The following is a 5018-nucleotide window of genomic DNA, read 5'->3' as shown; positions in this document are numbered from 1 at the left end:
GAATAATAGGAAGTGATGTAATAATCAAAAAAGCATATGAGGAGCTAAATAGATTTAATTGGTCAGAAAAAGAGTTCATAGCATATGAACAAGAGATAAAGCGTATTCGTGATGAGAAGGCTGTCCTCGCTCAAAAACTTGATGATGCTAGAGACGAAGGCAGAAAAGAAGGCATCCAAATCGGCGAAGAAAAAGGCAGAAAAAAAGGGAAATTGAAGTTGCTAAAAATCTACTTAAAGCAGGAGTTTCTATTGATATCATAGCTCAAACTACTGGTCTTCCTAAAGCTGAAATTGCACGACTCAAAGAAGAAGTTACGAGTTGATTTCAAATAACTTAGCTGAATAGACAGGTGTAGATAAATCCAGTTTTTTAATTGTTAAGCTTTACAATCAGAGCAAACTACCTGACCACGTGAGACTGATTTCAGTTCATCAGTTGGAACTTGATTTGAGCAAAATATGCATTTTATTTTATCGCTTGGGGCAAGTGAGTTATTAACAGCAATTCTATCGTCAAAAACGAAACATTCGCCTTCCCAATTACCATTTTTATTATGAGTTTTTTCAAGATAAGAAAGAACACCACCTTTAAGATGGTACACATCGTTAAATCCAAGGCTTTTCATGTACGCTGTAGATTTTTCGCACCTTATTCCACCAGTGCAGTACATAGCCACTTTCATGTCTTTATTCTCAGAAAATGACTTTGCCCACTGAGGAAACTCACGAAAACATTGAGTGTGTGGATTGATTGCATTCTTGAACTTACCTAATTTTACTTCGTACTCATTTCGCGTGTCTATTACTAAAACGTCAGGTCGAGAGATAAAATCATCCCAATACTCTGGGTCAACATATTTACCTCTAAGAGAAATATCGAGATTGCTTACACCGAGGTTTACAATTTCTTTTTTTAACCTCACTTTCATCTTGTTAAATGGTTGATATTCTGCTGTACTTTCTTTCCACGTAAGATCTCTCAGCCTACAATCAGAACATAGAAACTCAAACGTTTTATCAATTGCGTTTCTTTCACCGGATATGGTTGCGTTGATGCCCTCCTCTGCAAGGAGTATAGTACCCTTCAGCCCAACGTTATCGCATGCAGCTTTTATTTCGTCTTTCATGTCGTAATAGTTAGAGAGTTCTACAAAATGGTAGAAAGTTGCTATGACAAAGTTCATGATTATTAACTTATCAACTCAGAATATAATATATAAAATTATAAAGATATTCAACTCTGGATATCTTCAGCTTTTGTATATAACATTTTAATATTAAGTGTGGATTTAATTTAATGTTTTTAAGAATATTTAAAAATATATTCTTATTTCTAGTAAGTATATTATTTATCTGCCCTATATTATCGTTAATATCGATTCTATTTACAAAATCGGCAGATTCTGGGTGGGTAATCAGTACACTTTTTCCTGAATATATACTGAATACGTTAATCTTGATGGTAGGGGTTGGAAGTATATCTTTTATATTTGGAGTGATACCAGCATGGCTCACCACATTTTTTTCATTTCCTGGGAGTAGAATTTTTGAGATTGCTTTATTTTTTCCGCTATCGATTCCTGGGTATATAGTAGCGTTTATCTATGTAAACACGCTAGAGTTCTCAGGTCCGATTCAGAGTTTGTTAAGAGAAATTTTAGAGTGGAGCAAAGGCGATTACTGGTTTCCCGAGATCAAATCTTTAGGTGGTGGAATATTAGTGATGGGGTTCAGTTTATATCCATACGTTTACATATTGGTCCGCTCAAGTCTAAGGAGCGTTAGCAACTCGGTTACTATTGCATTGACACTTGGGTTCTCCTCACTGCAGAGCTTATTTTCTGTCATAATACCCTCTATACGTCCATCAATTATAGCTGGATTATCCTTGGTGCTAATGGAAGTAATTACGGATTTTGGTACACCACAGTTTCTTGCAATTGACACTTTTACAACAGGAGTATATCGCACCTGGTTTTTGCTGCATGATAAATATTCAGCTACTGTTTTAGCAGTTGCAGAATTGATCTTCATTGCAACACTAATAACTGTTGAAAAAATCCTGCAAAAAAGGGGGATCTCCTATTCTGCAATCAGTACTAATTCAGACTACCACAACAAGCGCAGTATAAATGGTGCTGCGCCATTGATCTTTGCTTATATCATGTGTGTATTGCCAATATTGATAGGTTTTGCTTTACCAATTATTCCACTGATATATTGGAGTATAGAGAAGGGGTTTTTCATATATGAGGCAAGATTTTATAGCATAATAGCAAATAGCTTTAGTTTATCATTTGTTACCGCGCTAATCTCGATTAGCATTGCAATAATGATTGGATATGCGGCTCGTAAAAATAGGGCTATCAGTAGTGTAGCACGTCTTATTTCTTTAGGCTACGCAATTCCAAATGCGATTATCGCAATTAGTATAATAATATTTTTAAGCAAGATATCTTCTTTTGTTACTCAATATATTGTGGAAGTGAGCTTAGTAGGAACTGTTGGTGCCTTGATTTACTCGTATTTATTTCGTTTTTTTGCTATATCTTTTAAAGCAATAGAATCAGGGCTCAAAAAAACACCAAATGAAATTGAGTGGACCGCGTATACTATGGGTCATGGACCTATTTTCACATGTCTGAATGTTCATATTCCTCTCATCAGGAAAAGTATACTGTCGGGGTTTTTGCTCGTGTTTATGGATACTATCAAGGAACTCACGGCAACACTCATTATAAGGCCATTTAATTTTGAAACTATATCAACTAGAATATATGAGCTTGTAAGCGATGAGCGTTACAGAGAGGCTGCCCCATTTTCGTTAATGATAGTTACGATCGGCTTAATTTCCACAATGATCTTGTTTAAGCTTGATGATGGGAGTAAAAAATAAATTTTAACGACAGTCCACTAGATCTAGTGCGGTCTAGAGTTTATGTATGGACTATCCAGAGAAAAAGGCGGTATCATGACCTCAAAGACTTTTGTGCTTTCTTCATTTAGAAATTCGTACCTTCCTTGCATTATTCCCGATGGTGCGTTTAAGTATGTCCCGCTCGTATACCTAAATACTTCTCCAGGCTTTATCACAGGCTGCTCTCCAATAACACCAGCACCTGCAATTTCATTTACCTTCCCTTTGTAATCTATTATCTGCCAATGGCGGCTCAGCAATTGAATAGTTGACGAACTTTTATTTTTTATTTTAACATTGTATACCCACACATAGCAATTTTCATAAGGAATAGATTGCTCCTCAATGTAAACTGGCAGAACTGTAACTTCAACAGAGTTAGTAGTAAGTGTGTATTCCAGAGCCATATTATAATTTAAGAAAACAACACCTAATTATACACTATTTTCATAGATTCTTCAAGCATGTTATCGTATTCTATTTAGCAGTGATAATATGGGTGGATCAGATATGCTCAGCGAAAGAGTAATAGGAATAATAGGTAGTGGACAATTAGGTAAGATGACTGCTATTGCTGCAACAAAACTTGGGCAAAAAACACATATTTTTACCCATGCTAAGGATGATCCAGCTTGCTCTGTTGCCGGTAGTGTAACAATAGCAGATTTTTCTGATAGGAAGGCACTTGTATCTTTTGCACAGAGCGTGGATTTAGTCACTATTGAATCTGAAAATATTCCTTGTGACGCAGTTGACATTATATCACAGCATGTGGATTTTTATCCGGGTAAAAGAGCATTACATATTTCGCAAAATAGGCTGAGAGAAAAAGACTTTATTAGAGATTCGGGTATAAAAACCGCTGGTTATAAAAATATACAAAATCATGATGAGCTATTAGAAAGCAGTAGAACTTTTGGCTATCCAATAAGGCTGAAAACAACAGAAATGGGTTACGATGGAAAAGGACAATATGTGATCGAGAATGATTCTGAAGCGAAACAATTTGCTTCCTTTGATTGGAACACAAAATATATCCTCGAAGCAGGTGTTGATTTACTAAAAGAGGCTTCAATAGTTGTTGCAAGAGATAAAAACGGTAAAGTAACTTTTTTTCCTATAGCAGAAAATCACCACGTTGATGGAATACTTGACACTTCAACAGTGCCAGCCAAAATAGATAGTAAATTAGCTCAAGAGGTACAACAAACCGCAGGGAAAATAGCAGATGCGCTTGATGTAGTAGGAATCCTTGCTATTGAATTTTTCATTACTAAAAATAATGAACTGCTAGTTAACGAGCTAGCTCCAAGACCTCACAATTCCTGCCACTGGAGCTTGGATGCATGCAATGTTAGTCAGTTTGAGCAATTGGTTAGGGTAATATGCGGGTTACCTATGCAGGAAGTAGCACTACGCTTTCCTTGCATGACGAAGAACATAATAGGTAGTGATATATATGATTTCCATAAGTATCTGAGCAATAAAAAAGCTAGCTTAACCATATATGGAAAGAAAGAGGTCAGGGATAAGCGTAAAATGGGACATGTCAATATAGATTTGAGTTAGACACCATAACTTCGCAATTGTATAGATGTTTGTTTTAGAAAAAAGTGCGCTTAGTTTTATAGCCAAATTTGCTCAAAGCACATATCCCCTTCGGTGTCATTCCATTGCCTCCTTCTCTTGTCATTCCAGTAGCCCATTTCTTTTCATCTCAGTACCTCCTTTTTTTGTCATCCAAGTAGCTCCTTCTCTTGCCATCCCAGTACTTGATACTGGGATCCAGGATACTACTTTAATAATAAATACTTAAGAAATTTACCAAGCGAGAAAAAAAGCAAAAGAAGCCCCGGCCGGTGGCTAATTATTTATATGTACCTCAAATATCGGCGTTTTTATCCTCAACGCTACGATTCAGCTACTTTTAAATGCAAATAACCAAAACTGCAAACGTTAAGAAATTTACTAAGCAGGAAAAAGGCAAAAAAACTCTGAGGCAGCTAGTATTCAAATTCTCCCTTGTCTATTTGACGTTCTATACTGTCTTAAACGACTTATAAGCGCGTTTCAGCTTGAAAACCAGAAGTTTTAAAAAG

Annotated in this window: 4 protein-coding genes and 1 pseudogene; 3 read left to right on the top strand and 2 right to left on the bottom strand. The window is 36.1% G+C overall.

What is annotated here, in order from left to right:
• Positions 1-325 (top strand): annotated as a pseudogene (locus tag DM84_RS04915) (Rpn family recombination-promoting nuclease/putative transposase); the annotation flags it as partial.
• A gap of 54 nt (positions 326-379) precedes the next feature.
• Here DM84_RS04915 and trhO read toward each other — a convergent pair.
• On the bottom strand, positions 380-1186 hold the full coding sequence (gene trhO, locus DM84_RS04910; RefSeq protein WP_250778791.1) for an oxygen-dependent tRNA uridine(34) hydroxylase TrhO: 807 nt from the start codon (positions 1184-1186) through the stop codon (positions 380-382).
• Between the two features lie 113 nt (positions 1187-1299).
• Here trhO and DM84_RS04905 point away from each other — a divergent pair, with 113 nt between their 5' ends.
• Entirely contained in the window at positions 1300-2898 is a 1599-nt protein-coding gene (locus DM84_RS04905; protein ID WP_250778789.1) for an ABC transporter permease, read from the top strand.
• A gap of 23 nt (positions 2899-2921) precedes the next feature.
• On the opposite strand, the gene apaG is transcribed toward DM84_RS04905, so the two are convergent.
• Positions 2922-3326 (bottom strand): Co2+/Mg2+ efflux protein ApaG, encoded by a 405-nt coding sequence (gene apaG / locus DM84_RS04900; RefSeq protein WP_250778787.1) that lies wholly within the window; start codon positions 3324-3326, stop codon positions 2922-2924.
• An 88-nt stretch (positions 3327-3414) separates the two neighbouring features.
• Between apaG and DM84_RS04895 the strand changes: the two genes are divergently transcribed.
• Positions 3415-4488 carry a 5-(carboxyamino)imidazole ribonucleotide synthase gene (locus DM84_RS04895; RefSeq protein WP_250778784.1) on the top strand — a complete coding sequence of 358 codons (1074 nt, stop codon included), beginning with the start codon at positions 3415-3417 and terminating at the stop codon, positions 4486-4488.
• Positions 4489-5018 lie beyond the last annotated feature (530 nt).

Source organism: Wolbachia pipientis (assembly GCF_023661085.1).
GTDB lineage: Bacteria > Pseudomonadota > Alphaproteobacteria > Rickettsiales > Anaplasmataceae > Wolbachia.
Note: the sequence above shows the minus strand (reverse complement) of the source record. Positions and strands in the feature narration are given on the sequence as shown.

Coding starts and splice junctions, on each gene's coding strand:
- trhO (WP_250778791.1), bottom strand. CDS start 1,186: ATGAACTTTGTCATAGCAACTTTCTACCATTTTGTAGAACTCTCTAAC.
- DM84_RS04905 (WP_250778789.1), top strand. CDS start 1,300: ATGTTTTTAAGAATATTTAAAAATATATTCTTATTTCTAGTAAGTATA.
- apaG (WP_250778787.1), bottom strand. CDS start 3,326: ATGGCTCTGGAATACACACTTACTACTAACTCTGTTGAAGTTACAGTT.
- DM84_RS04895 (WP_250778784.1), top strand. CDS start 3,415: ATGGGTGGATCAGATATGCTCAGCGAAAGAGTAATAGGAATAATAGGT.